The sequence below is a fragment of the Blautia sp. RTP21359st1_E11_RTP21359_211015 genome (assembly GCF_040910705.1).
In the GTDB taxonomy this organism is placed as follows: Bacteria; Bacillota; Clostridia; order Lachnospirales; family Lachnospiraceae; genus Blautia_A; species Blautia_A fusiformis.
This window is the reverse complement of sequence record NZ_JBDGAB010000015.1, coordinates 62247-79373: the sequence shown is the minus strand read 5'-3', so window position 1 is coordinate 79373 and position 17127 is coordinate 62247. Positions and strand designations below refer to the sequence as shown.

The window sequence follows — 17127 nt, the reverse complement described above, 5'->3', positions numbered from 1 at the left end:
GTACTGAGAAGTGTTTGTCTGATAAAAAGGCAGATGCAGACTGTTTTTTCCCGGCGGAAACTCCTGTGGATATCCGCAGGACTCCCATTCGTATCTGTGGATATGAAATTCTTCAGCCAGAAAATCCCGATAAAACCCCGCATTCAGGCTGTTTTGCTGAAATAATAAGGTATCACCGGATTTATATTTCATTCGCGGATCCTTTTTTCGTTTATTGAGCAATGTGCCCAGAACAGGATGCAGGCGGGATGTTTTTCCACAGAGCATTTCCACCATGGCCCAGTCATTGACTACGATTTCCACATTCACCCCATGAATACAGCACCAGTTATCCACCTTTTCCAGAAGCTTTCCCACAGACGAAAGCATAAATTCCCGGATATAAGAAAATACCAGTGTGATCTCCGAGCCCTCCGAATACATTTTATCCATGATAGAAAAAAGCTGCTCTTCTGTCGGAAACAGGTTATGGCAGAACTGATTTCCAATATAAAATCTGTCCGGTATCCGGCCTGCAAAATAACTGTGAGTGAGATAATTCTTCTGCCAGTAAGACGCCAGAAAAGCCTGCAGCGGCTGGCGCAGATATTCTTCATACAGGGAAGTGCAGTTTAATTCCAGAGCAAACTCTGCATTATCCAAAAGCCTTAATTCTTCTGCACCCATTGTATCCTGTGGATTTCCGGAAGCCTTTTCACTTTCTCTGAAAAACCACCGCTTCTTCTGTTCCTCCAGACTCCTGCAGTGCATCTCATCCAGCTCCGCAGGATAACCGGTCAGTGATTTCGCCAGCTCTCCATCGTCTCCATACAGCTTCAGACGGATATATCTGTTGTACTCTCCGGCCAGACGCCGAACCTCCTGTACATAATCCTTCTGTTCCACTCTCACAGAATATTCCCTGTAAAAATATTTTCCGGTTTTCTTTTCAACTGGCTGTTGATCCTGCAGGCATTGCTCCTCTGCTGCACTCATCCCAAACCTCCGGATCTCCACTCTCCTGTACCCGGCTTTTTTCATATCATAAAAACAGATCAGAAACTGCTCCGGTTCCGGGCATTCCTCTGCCAGCCGAAATCGAAATCCATCTTCACCCAGCTCTGTGATCCGGATTTCTTTGCTATCCATAAAACCGGACAGTAATCCAAATGGTATCATAGAGATCCTCATCAGGAAAGCTTCCTCCCTTCAGACAAAAAAGGAGATGCCATATGCTCCCATACAGCACCTCCCACTGTTCCTGCTTATTTCACTTCTACTAATTCAATTCTGAAATTCAGCTCTTTACCTGCCATCTCATGATTAGCATCGAAAGTAATGGTTTTTTCATCTTTTGCGTTAACTTTAACCGGGAACGGCTGACCATACTGATTGGAGAGGTATACCTGCTGTCCTACAGTAAGATCCTCAGCACCCGGAAGCTGTTCGATCTCAAGTGTAAAAATCGCATCCGGATTCGGCATACCGTAAGCTTCCTCAGGCATCAGATGAACATCTACCACCTGGCCAACCTCCATGTTTGCAACTGCCGCATCAAAGCCTTTGATCATCTGGCCTGCTCCGCAGATGAATTCCAGTGGCTCGCCACGGTCATAGGAAGAATCAAACTGTGTTCCGTCATTAAAGGTTCCTCTGTAATGTGTACGGCAGGTTTTTCCGACATTAGGACCTGTGATAGATGGCTGGGAACCACATCCTCCGCCACAGCCTCCGCAGGAATGTCCGTCTTCATGACCGCCGCAGGAGTGTCCATCCTCATGGCTTCCGCAGGAATGTCCATCCTCATGATGGTGATGATCACAATTCACACCTGTGGATACCAGCTCGCCCTTCAGATAAGCATCCACAGCTGTGTCTGCATCTCCCTGTGCTCCGGAACATAACTCAATGCCAGCCTCAGCAAGTGCACTCTGTGCTCCGCCGCCGATTCCTCCACAGATCAGAACGCTGATTCCCTGCTCTGCAAGAAGTCCGGCAAGTGCACCATGTCCGGTGCCATTGGAGCTGATCACTTCACTGGAAATAACCTTGTTATCCTCTACCTCGTACACCTTGAAAAACTCCGTTTTTCCAAAATGCTGGAAAATATTTCCGTTGTCGTATGTTGCTGCAATTTTCATTTGTAAAACCCTCCATTAATCAGATATGTATTATATTAGTATATCGTGCAGGCAGGATAAAAGCAAGGTTTAACTTCTCTCACAAAAACACCTCGCAGGACATTGCCAGTGAACAGTAACCTCTTGCTGTCATTCAATGAATCCAGTATAATAGAAGAATCTGTAAAAATAAACGATTTTTTAAATAAGAAGGTTTGAATTAAAATGAAATCATACGAAGAATTACTTTCAGATATTGAAGAAGACATGGAGCTCATGGGTTCCTCACACATTGTTTATTCCATGGAAGAGGACGGCGTTGTTACTGATTATGATTATCTTCCATCCGATTCCTGTACGATCTCCATTACCTTAAAGGAACTTCAGGAAAAGCTTCAGCTGCAAATGCTCTATACAAAAGTTTCCGCTCATACAGCCGGAGCAGATAAAAATGCCCCGAAATTAGCTGTTGTTTTTCCGGGCATCGGATACACTGCCGACAAGCCGCTTCTGTACTATACCAGCCGCCTTGCCAGCAAACACGGTTACAAAATCCGCACTGTATCCTATGGCACCCTCCCGGAAAATGTCAAAGGAGATCCTGAAAAAATGAAACAGGCCTTTGACCTTGCCCTGGAACAAACAGAACGCTCCTTAGGCAGCATCGACTGGAATTCCTATGGCAGCATTCTGTTTATTTCCAAAAGCATTGGTACAGTCATCTCCTCAGCCTATGCTTCCCGACACGATCTGACTGTAAAAAGCATCCTGTTCACGCCTCTTGCAGAGACCTTTTCCTTCCCACTTGCCGGAAGCATCGCCTTCCACGGCACCGCAGATCCCTGGGCCGAAACCAATTCCATCCGGGAACTGGCAGCGCAGAAAGATGTACCTCTCTTTCTCACCCAAAACGCCAACCATTCTCTGGAAACCGGTGATGTACTGACGGATATCTTTATTCTAAAAACCACAATGGAGCGGGTCCAGCGTTTTATTTAACGCCGGTCCGCTTATTTTTCTCCACCCACTAAAAACTGAGGTGTCAGCTTATTCAGCTCACGTTCCATGGAAGTTCTGGAAATATCACTGATGTCCTTCAGGGCAAACACTTTGGAAAAGCCGATCTCCATCATGTAATCCAGATCCCATACCGGACGCTTTTTATCACTCATAAACAGCTTACTGCTGAGCTCTTTCCCTGTTTCCGCATCTTCATGAGCATGGATACCTCTTCCATATTTTTCCCACATAGCAGCATCATGTGCCTCGTAAATCTTTTTCTTTTCTTCATCATAAAGATGCAGATACCAGCAGGCGTCCGATACCAAAAGACGTCCGCCTTTTTTCAGTACACGCAGCCACTCCTTGTAAGCCTTCTGTGGATCGTCCAGCGTCCATGTGATATTTCTGCAGATAACCATATCAAATGTCTCATCCGGGAAATTCAGATTGTGGCAGTCCATAGTCATCAAATCTGCGGATAAACCTGCTGCCTTTACATTTTCCTTTGCTTCATGGATCATATTTTCAGTAATATCGATCCCGGTCACATGATGTCCTTCTTTTCCCAGCATAATTTCAAAAAATCCCGGCCCGCAGCCTACGTCCAGTACTTCCAGATGTTCTTTTTCCGGCGCATACTCCAGAATCAGATTCTTCCAGTTTTCTGCTGTTTCACTTTTCAATTCTGCCTTGATCCCTTCGCTGTAAATGCCAGCTTCTCCTTCCCAGTACTCTTTGATCTTATCGTTTTGCATGTCACTTCTCCTTCTTTGTGGCTACTACAATAAATTTTTTTCCCTGATATCCGTATTTCCAGAAATCCATCGTCCATGGTCTGTTTAGCCAGCGGTTCTCTCTGATCTGGATCCTGGCAAAGCGTACCTTTTTTAATATCTGAAAGTCCGCTTCCGGACGCTTCTGCGATGTAAATGGCAGCTTTTCATAAATTCCGCTGTTTTCCTTCACGTCAGATCCATATGTTTTTCTTTCTGTAACATAAATAAGAAAATCAGCAATTTTCATATGGATCTTATTTTTTAATGTGGGTTCGACGGTCCGATAGTCCCCATCAAAATAAATGATCCTTCCACCTGGTTTTAATACAGCCTTCCAGCGTCTGAAAGCTTTTTCCGGATCATATAATGTCCACACCGCATCTCTGGAAAGTATCACATCATAGCTTTGTTCCTGTTCCAATGGCAAAGTTACACCATCTTCCTCACAGATTTCCACCTGCTGATGATACTGCCGCATATTCCTTCTGGCTTTTTCTACCATTCCTGATGAACCATCGATCGCTTTTACATCATGTCCCAGACGCGCTGCTATGATGCTCATAAAACCCGGGCCGCAGCCCACTTCTAAAATACGAAGGGGCTCAGGTCCAAGAAGTCTTTTCAATTCTTTTGTCCAGTAAGATACCGTTCTTTTGTTACTCAATTGTTTTTGGATCATATCATCATAATCACCGGAATCTTCTGTCCATTTATTCTCGATCTTTTCAAACATTTTTTACTCCACTACATCCAGTGTTGCCCAGTTAATGCCTTCATAGGCAGTCGGTGCAAGCTCTACATTGGTCAGTCTGGTATTGTTATAGATATAATCACGGTTCGGATAATACAGCGGCACTGTTACTGCCTGATCATTGATACGTGTGAGGATCTTATCGTATAATTCCGTCCGCTTTTCTTCATCCTGTGTCTTTAATACTTCTCCGAGATCTTTGTTCAGCTCCTCATCGTACCAGTTTACTGCCTTTGCTCCATCTTCCGCATAGAACATTGATTTCAGGAATCCATGAGGCATCCAGGAATCTTCATAGCTGCGGTAAATGCACAGATCGTAATCTCTGGTGTTCCAGATCTCATCATAGTAAGCTGCGGATTCTTTTTCTACCAGTTCAATACCTACACCGACCTTCTCATATTCAGATTTCAGGAATTCACAAAGAGATTTCCATGAAGCATATTCTTCAGTCTGGAATACCAGTCTGAGGCTCAGTGGTTCTCCGTCTTTTTCTACAATACCATCTCCATCTGTATCCTCATATCCTGCTTCCTTTAACAGTTCCTTTGCTTTATCCGGATCATATGGATAGCCCTTGCTGTTTTCTTCTGTTACATAAGGAACTGTCGGAGACATAAGTCCGGTTGCCGGATTGCCGTAACCATCCAGCAGATCATTTACAATGCTTTCTTTATTTGTTGCATAATTCAGTGCCTGACGTACGTTTATATCCTGAAGCGCCGGTGTATCATAATTTTCAATCAGATAGTAAGAAAGTGTGGAAACCTGCTGTTCTGTCGATAAATTTTTATCTGCCTGGATAATACTGAAGCTTTCGGATGGAATATCCTGAAGATTCAGATCTGCCTCTCCACTCTGAAGCGCCATCACTCTGGCATCACCGTCTACCACCTGTTTCAGAACTACTTTATCAATATTTGGTTTCTCACCGTAATAATTAGGATTTGGTACCAGGACAACCTCCTGACCGCTTTCATAACTGTCGATCATCCACATTCCGGTACCCACTTCCTGACAAAATTCTCCGTCTTCATCCAGTGCACTTTCACAGGTGAAACGGAATGGTCTTGGATAGCTGAATTCGATCAGCAGTGTATAGCATGGTTCTGCGAACTTAAATTCTACAGTATAATCATCTACCTTTGTAACATTTTCCAGTTTGGCTGAAAAGTTACCGGTCACATCCTGTTCCACCCATCTGTTATAATTCCACATCACATTGTCTGCATTAAACACTGTACCGTCTGAGAATTTCACATCTTTTCTTAAATGAAACGTATAGGTTGTGCCATCTTTACTGATATCCCAAGATTCTGCCAATGCCGGTTTAATTTCTCCATTTTCTCCATAACGCACCAGTGGATCATAGATCATTTCATAAAGACGAAAGTCCGGACCACTTTTTATAGGGTCACAAAGTTCAGGAGTCAGATCAATGGATGTCATTGCCGTAACTACTTTTTCCTCTTTTGCCTGTACATTGACACCTGTCAGTAAAGTTGCCGCCACCATGCTCAATACTATCAATTTTGCTACACGTCTTTTCTTCATTTCTTCCTCTCCTTTGTTTGTTTTATATTTTACAGCATATGACATGCCGCAAAATGTCCTGTTTCAATTTCTGTCAATTCCGGTATATGCTCTCTGCATATATTTGTACATCTTCTGCACCGGTTCTGATATGGGCAGCCCTGTTCCGGAATGGTATCTGAAAATATTTTCTTTTCCTGCGATCCGATTCTTCGCATTTTCGGTTCTTTTACCGGAATAGAATCAAACAGATCTTTTGTATAAGGATGTACGGCAGTCTCCTTTAAGCTGTCCGTATGATCAATAAACTCGACCACGCGTCCCTGATACATAATAGCCACCTCTTTGCAGAGATATGGAACGTTGGACAGATCGTGAGTGATCAGTAAATAGGTCATCTCATATTTTTCCTGCAGCTCATTTAACAGATGCAGGATCTGCTTTCGTATGGAATAATCCAGACTGGATACCGGTTCATCACAGATCACAAGTTCCGGTCTTAATACCAATGCTCTCGCAATATTAGCTCTCTGACACTGACCTCCTGAAATCTGTCCAACATAACGGTTGCGGATATCCGGATCAAGCCCCGTCTGGATCAAAGCCTCCTTTACTCGCTCTTCATACTCACCCTCTTGCAGTTTTTCATGTAATTTCAAAATTTCCAGAATATTTTCTCCAATGGTATAACCGGGATCAAATACCCCGCTGCTGCTTTGAAAGACCATCTGAAGATTCTTGCGATATGGACGAAACTGCTTTTCAGACAAATCCTGCATTTCCTGTCCCTGAAACCAGAATTTTCCATCTGTAGGTTTCTCCAGGCCGGCGATCAGCTTTCCGAATGTAGTTTTACCACTTCCACTTTCACCGATCAGGGCCATGGATGATCCTGCATGGATTTCCAGACTTACATCATCCACTGCCTTCACAATTTTTTTCTTGCCATAATATTTTTTTAAATGTTCTGTCTTTAGTAACGTACTCATACTTTTCCCCTATAAAACTGCATCCAACAGTTTTTTTGTATATGAATGCTGCGGATGATAAAAGATCTCTTCAACCGTTCCGTTTTCCACTATTTCGCCGTCTTTCATGATCGAAACATCATCTGCGATCTCTGCCACCACACCCAGATCATGCGTAATAAATAACACGCCCAGATTTTCTTTCCTGGATAGCTGATAGATTTCTTCCAGGATCTGCTTCTGTACGGTTACATCCAAGGCTGTCGTCGGCTCATCTGCGATCAGATAATCCGGTTTCATGGACATGGCAATGGCGATCATAACACGTTGGCACATACCACCAGACAATTCGTAAGGTTTTTTCTTCATCAGTTCTTCCGGATCACGCAGATTCATCATCCGCAGACTTTCCAACGCTACTTCCCTTGCCTGTTTTTTGCTCATTTTGCGATGTTTTCTCAGTCCTTCCAGAAGCAGTTGTTCAACTGTAAAAAGTGGATCAAGAGCAGCAGTCGGATCCTGAAAGATCATTCCGATCCTGTCTCCGTATAACTGTCGTTTTTCTTTTCCTGATAACTTCAGAAGACTCTTTTCGTTCAGTGTCACATCTCCGGATATCACCTTTCCATTTCCTGCAAGCAGATTCATGATCGTCAGAGAGGTAACTGACTTGCCGCTTCCACTTTCTCCCACCAGAGCATGGATCCTTCCGCGTTTTACTTCCAGGCTGACATCTTTTACTGCATGAACCATTCCGTGAGATGTCTGAAACTCCACATGTAGTCTTTTTACCCTTAGGACATCATTTTTGGGCTGTTCCATTCTGTATTCCCTCCCCCAGATAATTAAATGCCAGAACAATGATCATGATCAGTATGCCCGGATAAAACATCAGTCTTGGATAAGTCTGGATATAACTTCTACTGTCACTGAGCATGATCCCCCATTCCGGTGTCGGCGCCTGCACACCAAGGCCGATAAAGGAAAAACCGGCAATTGACAGAATGATCGAACCGATTTCCATTGTTGCCAGTGCGATCACAGATGGCAGGATATTTCTCAATACATGCCTAAATATGATCCTTGCGTGGCCGCAGCCGCCGGCTTTTAGTGCGGTCATATAATTTTTATTTTTTTCCTGAAGTGTCAATGCTCGGGCAAGCCTTGCATATTCTGCCCAGGATACGACCGATAAGGACAGAATCAGATGAGCGCCGCTGGCTCCTACGGTTCCTGCAATGGCAAGTGCCACAATAAAGACCGGCATAGCCATAAATACATCAATGATCCTCATAATTATGGAATCGATTTTTCCACCTACATATCCGGCAAACAGTCCGATCGGCACCCCGACACATACAGTAATCAGAAGCACCGTAAAGCTATAGCTCAGTGAATACCGGCTGCCCCAGAGAAGTCTTGATAAAATACATCGTCCCAGCTGATCAGTACCTAAAGGATATGCCGCCGACGGATTCTTTAATTTTATCGAAACATCCACAAGCAGTGGATCATGCGGCGCCAGTACAGGTGCAAAAATAGCTGCCAATGCAAAAATTATGACCACCATCAATCCTATTTTTGTTTTCGGTGACCGGAATACCTGTTTCCAGTACAGATTCTGGATCATGCTTTTTTCTGTTTTCTGCTTTCTTCTGCTTCCCATTCTATGATCTCTCCTTTACTTTAACTGGATTCGCCGGTCAATCGCAGAATAGGCGATATCCACAAGAAAATTTAATACTACAATGCCAACAGCCAGAATAAAGATAAAACATTGTAGCACCGGAGTGTCTTTTGAGATCACGGATTTCAATGCCAGATTTCCGATTCCCTGAATTGAAAAAATACTTTCTATCACAGCTGAGCCACAGAAAAAACCGATCACAATTGATACCAGACGTGTAAGCACAGGAATCAGAATATTTTTCAGACCATGACGCAAAATTACATTTACAGATGACAATCCCTTAGCTCTGCTGGCACGTATGTAATCCTGCTTCAGCACCTGTATCATATTGGTACGGATCAATCTCGTCATAATTCCAAAGAAACTGATATCCATGGCAAATGCCGCAAGAATCGGGATGCCTCCGGCATCTCCTCCGATCACGGAAATCACTTTTAGCTTTACTCCAAATATATAGAGCAGCATCAGACCGATCCAGAAAGACGGCATAGATACACTGAGGGACGACAAAATGCGAATGACTTTATCCAGAACTCTGTTTTCATAAATTGCCGACAAAATTCCAAGAGGGACTGACACGATCATCAACAATAAAAACGAAGTAACTGCCAGTTTAAATGTCTGTGGAAAATATCTTTTTAATTCCTCAAAAGCCGGTTTTCTGGTAGAATATGATTTTCCAAAATCGCCATGAAGTGCCTGATCCAGCCATTTCCCGTATTGTACCAGCACCGGCTGATCCAGTCCTTCCTCATGCCGTACTTCTTCTACCTGCTCCGGTGACGGATGCTCATATTTTTTCTCCGCCAGCACTCTGGCCGCATCACCTGCCGATATAAAACTCAGCATAAAAATAATAAATGTAACCGCCAGCACTACCGGAATCATAAATATAAAACGCTTTGCAATTACTTTTCCCATTTTCATTTCTCCTCATTTTTCATCTGTTTATTCGGTTAAAATAAAAAAAGCTGATATGATCCAGCATCATATCAGCACAAAAAACAAACCTCCACCTCAGGCAGAGCTTATTCCTTCTGTATCCCATCCGAATCAGAATTCTTCTGTCAAAAAGGCAAGTCTCCTGACTCCAGTTCTTCCTACTTACCATCTTCCCGGATCTCTCCAGTGATATTTTGGTTTTCGTCCCTGTCACAGTAGCGGTGGCTGTTCTGGCATTTCACCAGATTCCTTATTAAGTACTTTGTACACCCTTCTGACTATTCAATTTTCATAGTTGCAATGAATAAATATTATAATATCATACTTTTCTTTTTATATAAATAGTTTTTTGTCAAATATAAAATATCTGAACATTTCATAGTGAAACCCGGATATTTTCTGCCTGTATTATTATAGATCCCTTAAGTAAATAACATTATGTATGAACGGTGACTTCTTTATATTTCCGTATAATGATCATATAACTTACGAATAATAAAACAGCTGCACTGCTCCATGCACAGATCTCTGCATAGTATATTCCATCTTCACCGATCAGTTTTGGCAGCAGCAGCGCAACACTGACACGCATGATAAATTCTGCAATGCCGCTGGCAAGCGGAATCAAAGTATTACCCAGGCCCTGGATAGCGGAACGATACACATACAGCAGATACAGCACCCACAAAAAGACAGCCATGATAAACAAATACTTATATGCTATATCCAATACCTGTCGGGTCTGATCCGGTTCACCGGATACAAACAGGGACAGTACATTACGTCCAAACAGTACCATCATGCCGGAAATGAAAGCCGAAGTGAGCACTGCCATATAAGTGCCGCTGCGCACGCCTTTTCGAATCCTCTGGTATTTTTTTGCACCAAGATTCTGGCCCACATAGGTTGTAATAGCATATCCATATGAAACGGCAGCCATCTCCAAAACCCCATACAGCTTGTTCGATGCCGTAAATCCCGCCACAAACAGAAAACCAAATCCATTGATCACATACTGTACCACAAGTCCTCCCACGGAGATGATCACATTCTGTATCGCAAGAGGAACCGCCAGTTCCAAAAGCCGCAGGCTCATAGAGGGCTGCCTGTAAAAGTCCTTCTTTTCCAGGCGGATATCCGGGATTTTACGTAATACGATCAAACAGTACAAGGCAGAAAATCCCTGCGCGATAACGGTCGCCACTGCTGCTCCGGCTATACCCCAGCCAAAAACCGCCACAAATAACAAATCCAGTCCCACATTGATCACTGCTGCCACTGTCATTGCGATCAACGGAGATCTGCTGTTTCCAAGTGCCCGAAGGATCGCTGCAAATATATTATAAGCAGCTATGATCGGGATTCCTGCAAAGATCAGCCGCAAATATAACATTGTCAGATCAATGACATTATCCGGTGTCTGTAAAAATAAAAGAACATGATAAACTGTACCTTCACTTACTGCGAGTACGACCACAGACAGTAATGCTGTCATGATATAGCTTTTCGCTACTGCACATTTCAGATTTTCCTTTTCCCTTGCTCCATAATACTGAGATACAAGAATAGAAAAACCCTGTGTGATACCTGTCATGATCCCCAACACCAGCCATACCAGCCAATCTCCGGCACCTACTGCCGCCAGTGCTTCAACTCCTACCACTTGTCCGACGATCATGGTGTCTGCCATTGTATAAAACTGCTGAAAAATATTTCCAAGCATCATTGGTATGGCAAAAGTTATGATCAGTTTTCCGGGAGATCCGGCAGTCATATCTTTTTCATTAGTTCCCATAAGAATCTCCTTTTCTTTTCATCCTTGACCGCTATTTTACAAGGGACTCTTACGAAACACAAGACTATTTTTTCACAAAGTTTTTCTCATATTTTTGGTAGCTATTACATCTTTATGATCATTATTTTTAATGGATCATTTTTGCCACGCCTATCTTAAAACTCTTTCTTCTTCATGGCGCTCATACTATACTTATACGAAGCAAACCATATAAGCAGACTTAGCACAATGAGGGCAATCCCGATTTCAAAATCCCCTATTCCCCCTATCATATGCAGAATACTTTCTTTTAATCCCAAGTTAGTCTTCACAAAAGATCTAATTGTATAACAAATCGCAAAAATAATTAAAATTACGATTGGCAGCACAATTCGCCCTTTCTCTCCTTCGAACCTTATCCTGATCGCGATCATAATTCCCGCAATTGCCTGAAACACAAAAAATGTGATCAACTCCATTGCCAGCATTTCCAGATCAAACACCTCTTCAGGATTTATGAGTACCATAATTCCTGCACAGATCATTCCAATGCACCATCCACATGCTGTCATGATAAAGGAAAAAATATATTTTTCTCTGACATATATTTTTTTATTTACGGGTAAAGAAAATAAATATGTGTAACCATGGCCATTTTCATCATAACTGATCGTATTACCTGAATATATCGCCAGAACAGATGGGATATACATTGCAATGAAAGCAGCTGCCGTTTTTCCTGTAAGTATAAAAAACAATGCTACAAACACTAACACCAAAAAAAGATTACCACCCTGTCGAAAAAACAATCGAAAATCCTTTTCCAAAAGCCCTCTGATTCCTTTCATCATCTTTCGCCCCCTGTCAACATCAGGATCACCTGATCGAGTGATCCGCTCTCTACTACGATTTCCGGATAATTTTCTATATAATACTGCTTCTCGTTCGTCAGACAGGCAACTCCAAAAAACTCTTTTTTCTCTTTCAAAAGATACCTTTTATCCACTGCCTGATATTGTTCCTCACTGACCTTCAACACTGCATATTTTTCAAGAATCGTATCCATCGCTTCATGAAGTACAATCTTTCCTTTATGTATCACATAAATGTCATCACACAGATGTTCTAAGTCCGAAGAAATATGTGAACTAATCAGGATACTTCTCTCCGGTTCTTCTTCCATATACTCTCTTAAAATATCCAGCATCCTTTCTCTCGCTCCGACATCAAGCCCTGCTGTCGGCTCATCCAGCATCAGGAATTCTGCCTGATGTGTCAATGCAATGATCAGATTCAGCTTTGCTTTCATTCCTGTTGAGTACTCTTTTATAAATTTATCCAACGGAATCTGATATTCTTCACACATCTGATGAAATTTTTCTGCTTCAAACTTTGGATACAATTTGGCAAGGACTGCCTCAACATCTTTCCCTTTCAAGTATCCACTGAATCCGGCTTCTGCCAGGACAACTCCCAGCTCTTCTTTCTCTTTTTCACTTAACTCTTCCGGTATTTTTCCCAGGATCTTTATCTCACCGGCATCATAAGAAATGAGTCCGAGCACTGCCTTGAACAAAGTACTCTTACCGGCTCCGTTCTCTCCAACCAGACCGGTGATTCTTCCTTTTTCTACATTTAACGAACAGTCTAACTGAAATTCACCGTAGCTTTTCTTTACTCCTTTAATCTCCAACATAATCATTCATCCTCCATGATGAGTTCAAACAACGAACGGATCTCTTCCTCCTTCATTCCGCAGCGCCTTCCCTTCTGAATTGCTGCTTCCAGATCCGCCTCAACCTCTTTCCTGCGCTCTTCTTCCATCAGCTGTGTATTCGAAGCCGCTACATACGTTCCTTTCCCATGAACTGTGACTGTCATGCCCTCTGCTTCCAGATTGTCATATGCTTTCTTCACAGTAAGTGCACTGATCTTCAGTTCCTTTGCCATTGTTCTCACGGACGGCAATATATCATTTTCTTTTAACTCTCCGGAGATGATCTGCGCCTTGATCTGCTCCATGATCTGCTCATAAATTGGTACCATCGATGTATTATTGATTATAATCTTCATATGTCCCTCCTGTTGCAAACAGTATATAACAGTGCAATACTGTTGTCAACTGTTATATACTGTTTTGCAGTAGTTGACTGCCGGGATATATTTTTTAGCACGAAAAAAGCACCTCTCGGTTTTCTGATTATTAACTCTGAGAAGTGCTCTTGTTTTATATCTAATTTTAGTACAGCTTTGCACCTGCCGGGATTCTGTCATCTACCATCAGAAGGTTCAGTCCTTCATGACCATCTTCCTCAGGTACTGCTGAGATCAGCATACCCTCGGAATCGATTCCCATCATGAAGGAATTCATTCTGATCAAATGCTCTTATTTTATTTCTTTTTAACTCATTCAATGTTAAAAGTATAGTTTTTGTTTCTGTCTTCATTATCCTGCTGCTGAAGATAAAACATTGCCTTTTGAGTTTCAATCTCCGCTTTCAGTTCTTCTTTTGTCGGCAGGTATAATTTGTACTTGGAAGCAAATAATTGTTCATTGCCATGCATAACAGAATAACGGGCAATATCATCATCTGTATCGGAACAAAGAACAATACCGATTGTTGGGTTATCGCCCTCACTACGTTTCAATTCATCATACATACGGATATACATATCCATCTGTCCTACATCTTGATGTGTTATCTTTTCTGTTTTCAGGTCGATGAGGACAAAGCATTTCAGTATGTAATTGTAAAACACAAGGTCGATATAATAGTCCTGTTTCTCCGTATGGATATGCTGCTGCCTTGCCACAAAAGCATATCCCTTTCCAAGCTCCATCAAAAATTTCTGCAAATTGGAAAGAATACTTTTCTCAAGGTCACTCTCTGTAAAATCTGTATTCTGCGAAAAGCCTAAAAACTCCGCAACTACCGGATTCTTGATAAACTCCAACTTATCATTCTGATACGGTGCAGTCAGTTCCTTCATTTCACTTTCTACAAGCTCTTTTTTCTGAGTTTTGAGCATACGGTAATAATACTGAGAAGAAATATTCCTCTGCAAAGTACGGACACTCCAAGTCTGTTTTGCGGCTTCTTTCTCATACCAGTCGCGAGCTGCCTTCTCTTTAACCTGTAATAATGTTGCATAATGCGACCAAGACAGTAACCCAACAGATTTTCCAGACGATGTCTGGAAAATTTCAGGATAGGTCTTATAGAAAGAATAAAAGCTATATAGATTCGACTTTGTATAACCTTTTCCATATTCAGCCGATAATTCTTTTGCTAACTTTTTTATAATTTCAGCTCCATATTTTGCCCTATCCTCGCCCTGCAATTCTTCACTTGCAATTCTATAACCAAGGAGCCAATTTCTCTGTATAAGCGTTGTATTGACCGCTCGATATGCAGCTTTTTGTGAAGATTCGATAATCCCACACATATCTTTTAAGATGTCATCGGTTTTAACAAAATTATCCATAAAATTATTTTGACCGATTTTTTCTAATTTATTCTCCATAGCTACCGCTCCTTTGGATTTCATTTTCAAATTATTCGCTTTCCTGCATATTCTCATCAGCTTTTGCAATCATCTGTCTGTACTGTTCTTTCACTCTTTCCGGTGCAAGTATCTGTACTTTGCCATTGAAGCCAAACACCCAACCGAAAAAAGTAGGACTGGCTGATACTTCGGTCTGTACTCTGAAAGACGTCATATCATACGCAAGGGTTGTCACATCTTCTCCGAAACGGTCAACCATTGTTTTCATCAGGCTGTTATCACACCGTAAATCCACCAAAACTTTCTCGCCTGAGAACATAAAGAAAACTTCCTTTGTGTAATTCTCAATATCAAAATCATCAGGCATAGGAATAATGTCCTTAGCCAGTATCTCCGGCTTAGAAGCAATACGGTCTACCCTGAAATTGATAACCTTGCTTTTCTTCTCTGAATATCCGAGAACATAATAATAGTCCCCACACCAGAGAAGTTTATACGGACTGAACTTATACACTTCGCCCTTATTCTTCAGAACCTTTTTCTTCAATCCGGTATAATCATAATACTGAAAAGAAATCTGCTTACCTGCATTGATGGCATCATTTATAGCGTCGATGATATAATATATCTGCTCATTATCCGGCTTAATTCGATTGACCACATAGTTATTACGTTTCAGCTTTGCCACCTGTCCCGGACTGGTCATCGTATGTATCTTCTCAATCAGGGTTTCGCTTTTCTTCTTTGTAATGAACTTCGATGACTCTACTGCATCTATCAGCAGTTTCAGTTCCGGCAATTCAAACTTACGACTGGCTACAAAGTATTTGCTCTGAGTAGAATGGATAGTAACAATGTCCATCCCAAACTCCTGAAGTGCTGCAATGTCTTTTGTGACTGTAGTTCTATGTGCAGATATTCCGTACTCATCATTCAATATATTGATTAACTGTGTTGTGGAAAGAGGATTTTCTTCATCAGTTCTTTCCAGTAAAATCTTTTGTAAATATAAAATCCTTGGCTTTGTTTCCATAATTTTTATATACCTATCGCTCCATCAATAGTATCTGTCTACTTTTTCTTTTTAATCTTAGGTGCTGACAATTCATCGTACATTGCATTAAATAGTCCTGTTAAAAATTTCTTATTATCCACATCTTCTACAAGCAGCATTTCCTTTGCCCCATCATACGGCAATTCATAAGTAGCTGTCGGCATATATGAAATTGCTGATTTTATCGGTTTTACAAGTAATCTGTCATCATAAATTCCGCCGACAATTTTACCACGATAATAAATAATATATTCGCCCATCATCGCACGGTAAGTAATCTCGTCCAATTCTGCCAACTGCTCTAATACAAATTCCAAATATTCTTTACTTGATGCCATTAGTTGTCCTCTGACCTAATTTCATTTTACTCAATTTATGCCTTCTTTATTGGGTGTCTTATTACTGTTTTGCATTTCTCCGGTGCAACTTTTCTTGGGTCTGATAAATAGATTTCGTGATGGCGTCGCTCACCAGTAAAATCATTTACATAACCGTTTTCTTCAAGATATTTATCCATCATTGCCACGGTTGCAGGTTCATCATCAAAAGCTCCTATATGCATTATTTGTACGCACAAACCTTCGTCAATACTCAAGAACTCTGCACCAGAGCAATCCATCTTTTTCTTTTTTGAAGCAGTTTCCACCGCCCAATCAAAATCTTTCTTTGCAATAAAATCAGGCATACGAATAATAGAAATCCAGTTGAAAGCTGATTTGTTGGTATAATCTACACTTTCAACATTGTCCTGCCACCAAAATCCCTCAAGCGGTGGTACAACATATTCAAAAAATCCGTCTATTTTGTAATCCGTCTTATAACTCATCTTGAGAGTATAGGCAACAGCATACAAAACACCAATAGCAGTTTTATATTCCTCGCCTTCTTCATTAGGATTTCCTTTACCTCGTACTGCTATATAATTTGCCTTTGGAATTGCCACAATCTGCGGCTTATTCTTCGGCATATAAAATTCTTTATATTCTTTCTTAAAATCGAATGCCATTCATCATTTCCTCTCTGAAAAATCA

Annotated in this window: 18 protein-coding genes, 1 pseudogene and 1 riboswitch; of the genes and pseudogenes, 1 reads left to right on the top strand and 18 read right to left on the bottom strand. The window is 41.6% G+C overall.

Features of this window, described 5'->3' with window-relative positions:
• The coding region (locus AB5026_RS07605; RefSeq protein ID WP_368213066.1) for a hypothetical protein at positions 1–1170 on the bottom strand (1170 nt) is incomplete at its 3' end.
• A 74-nt stretch (positions 1171–1244) separates the two neighbouring features.
• Positions 1245–2120: an FKBP-type peptidyl-prolyl cis-trans isomerase gene (locus tag AB5026_RS07600; RefSeq protein WP_022426110.1), complete on the bottom strand. Its 876-nt coding sequence runs from the start codon at positions 2118–2120 to the stop codon at positions 1245–1247.
• 204 nt (positions 2121–2324) lie between these two features.
• On the opposite strand from AB5026_RS07600, the gene AB5026_RS07595 reads away from it, so the two are divergent.
• Entirely contained in the window at positions 2325–3098 is a 774-nt protein-coding gene (locus tag AB5026_RS07595) for an alpha/beta hydrolase (RefSeq protein ID WP_022426109.1), read from the top strand.
• Positions 3099–3109: 11 nt separating this feature from the next.
• On the opposite strand, the gene AB5026_RS07590 is transcribed toward AB5026_RS07595, so the two are convergent.
• From AB5026_RS07590 to AB5026_RS07515, 16 genes and pseudogenes are all read right to left on the bottom strand, one after another.
• Positions 3110–3856, bottom strand: coding sequence for a class I SAM-dependent methyltransferase (locus AB5026_RS07590; RefSeq protein ID WP_015526666.1), 747 nt, complete (start codon positions 3854–3856; stop codon positions 3110–3112).
• A gap of 1 nt (position 3857) precedes the next feature.
• Positions 3858–4610 (bottom strand): class I SAM-dependent methyltransferase, encoded by a 753-nt coding sequence (locus AB5026_RS07585; protein WP_022426108.1) that lies wholly within the window; start codon positions 4608–4610, stop codon positions 3858–3860.
• A gap of 3 nt (positions 4611–4613) precedes the next feature.
• Entirely contained in the window at positions 4614–6182 is a 1569-nt protein-coding gene (locus tag AB5026_RS07580; protein WP_110103192.1) for a nickel ABC transporter substrate-binding protein, read from the bottom strand.
• A 29-nt stretch (positions 6183–6211) separates the two neighbouring features.
• Positions 6212–7150 (bottom strand): ABC transporter ATP-binding protein, encoded by a 939-nt coding sequence (locus AB5026_RS07575; RefSeq protein ID WP_059086421.1) that lies wholly within the window; start codon positions 7148–7150, stop codon positions 6212–6214.
• 9 nt (positions 7151–7159) lie between these two features.
• Positions 7160–7951, bottom strand: a complete 792-nt coding sequence (locus AB5026_RS07570) for an ABC transporter ATP-binding protein (protein WP_114002683.1) — start codon at positions 7949–7951, stop codon at positions 7160–7162.
• On the bottom strand, positions 7932–8795 hold the full coding sequence (nikC, locus tag AB5026_RS07565) for a nickel transporter permease (RefSeq protein WP_021650926.1): 864 nt from the start codon (positions 8793–8795) through the stop codon (positions 7932–7934). Before nikC ends, AB5026_RS07570 begins: the two co-directional genes overlap by 20 nt.
• Before the next feature lie 15 nt (positions 8796–8810).
• Positions 8811–9740, bottom strand: a complete 930-nt coding sequence (locus AB5026_RS07560) for an ABC transporter permease (RefSeq protein ID WP_015526672.1) — start codon at positions 9738–9740, stop codon at positions 8811–8813.
• 135 nt (positions 9741–9875) lie between these two features.
• Positions 9876–10050, bottom strand: a riboswitch (cobalamin riboswitch).
• Between the two features lie 147 nt (positions 10051–10197).
• Positions 10198–11556, bottom strand: a complete 1359-nt coding sequence (locus AB5026_RS07555; protein ID WP_195274674.1) for an MATE family efflux transporter — start codon at positions 11554–11556, stop codon at positions 10198–10200.
• A gap of 155 nt (positions 11557–11711) precedes the next feature.
• Positions 11712–12386, bottom strand: coding sequence for an ABC-2 transporter permease (locus AB5026_RS07550; protein ID WP_368213064.1), 675 nt, complete (start codon positions 12384–12386; stop codon positions 11712–11714).
• A complete protein-coding gene (locus AB5026_RS07545) occupies positions 12383–13231 on the bottom strand; it encodes an ABC transporter ATP-binding protein (protein ID WP_278795119.1) in 849 nt (282 codons plus the stop codon). Before AB5026_RS07545 ends, AB5026_RS07550 begins: the two co-directional genes overlap by 4 nt.
• A 2-nt stretch (positions 13232–13233) precedes the next feature.
• Complete coding sequence (locus AB5026_RS07540; protein WP_015526677.1) at positions 13234–13608, bottom strand: GntR family transcriptional regulator; 375 nt, start codon at positions 13606–13608, stop codon at positions 13234–13236.
• 166 nt (positions 13609–13774) lie between these two features.
• Positions 13775–13894 (bottom strand): annotated as a pseudogene (locus AB5026_RS07535) (tRNA-binding protein); the annotation flags it as partial.
• Positions 13895–13941: 47 nt separating this feature from the next.
• Positions 13942–15060, bottom strand: a complete 1119-nt coding sequence (locus AB5026_RS07530) for a YhcG family protein (RefSeq protein ID WP_110103191.1) — start codon at positions 15058–15060, stop codon at positions 13942–13944.
• Positions 15061–15091: 31 nt separating this feature from the next.
• Entirely contained in the window at positions 15092–16075 is a 984-nt protein-coding gene (locus tag AB5026_RS07525; protein WP_110103172.1) for a YafY family protein, read from the bottom strand.
• A 38-nt stretch (positions 16076–16113) separates the two neighbouring features.
• Positions 16114–16434, bottom strand: coding sequence for a TfoX/Sxy family protein (locus AB5026_RS07520; protein WP_110103171.1), 321 nt, complete (start codon positions 16432–16434; stop codon positions 16114–16116).
• 35 nt (positions 16435–16469) lie between these two features.
• Complete coding sequence (locus tag AB5026_RS07515; RefSeq protein ID WP_015526682.1) at positions 16470–17102, bottom strand: GyrI-like domain-containing protein; 633 nt, start codon at positions 17100–17102, stop codon at positions 16470–16472.
• Between the last annotated feature and the right edge of the window lie 25 nt (positions 17103–17127).